The sequence below is a fragment of the Streptomyces sp. P17 genome (genome assembly GCF_032436805.1).
Lineage (GTDB): Bacteria > Actinomycetota > Actinomycetes > Streptomycetales > Streptomycetaceae > Streptomyces.
The window spans coordinates 1-285 of the sequence record NZ_JAVRBF010000625.1; the positions used below are offsets into that span (position 1 = coordinate 1).

Annotated in this window: 1 protein-coding gene; it reads left to right on the top strand. The window is 57.9% G+C overall.

What is annotated here, in order from left to right:
* On the top strand, positions 1–285 hold a 285-nt coding region (locus RMT89_RS42360; protein ID WP_315889087.1), incomplete at both ends, for an arginine deiminase family protein.

Sequence of the window (285 nt, forward strand, 5' to 3'; positions counted from 1 at the left end):
TAACGCCGTCGAACTGTCATGAGTTGCTTTTCGATGATGTCATCTGGGTCAAGCAGGCCCGTGTCGAACATCTCACCTTTGTCGACGCCATGCGACATCGTGGCGTGGATGTCGTCTTTCTGCGAGAGATGCTGGCAGAGACGATGCAGGATGCCGAGGCCCGGCGCTGGCTTCTGGAGCGTCGTGTCAACGAGAATACCGTAGGCGTTGGTCTGGCTGACGATTTGCGAGCCCACCTCATGGAGATTGACGCCGATGCCTTGTCGCTGATCCTGATGGGCGGCT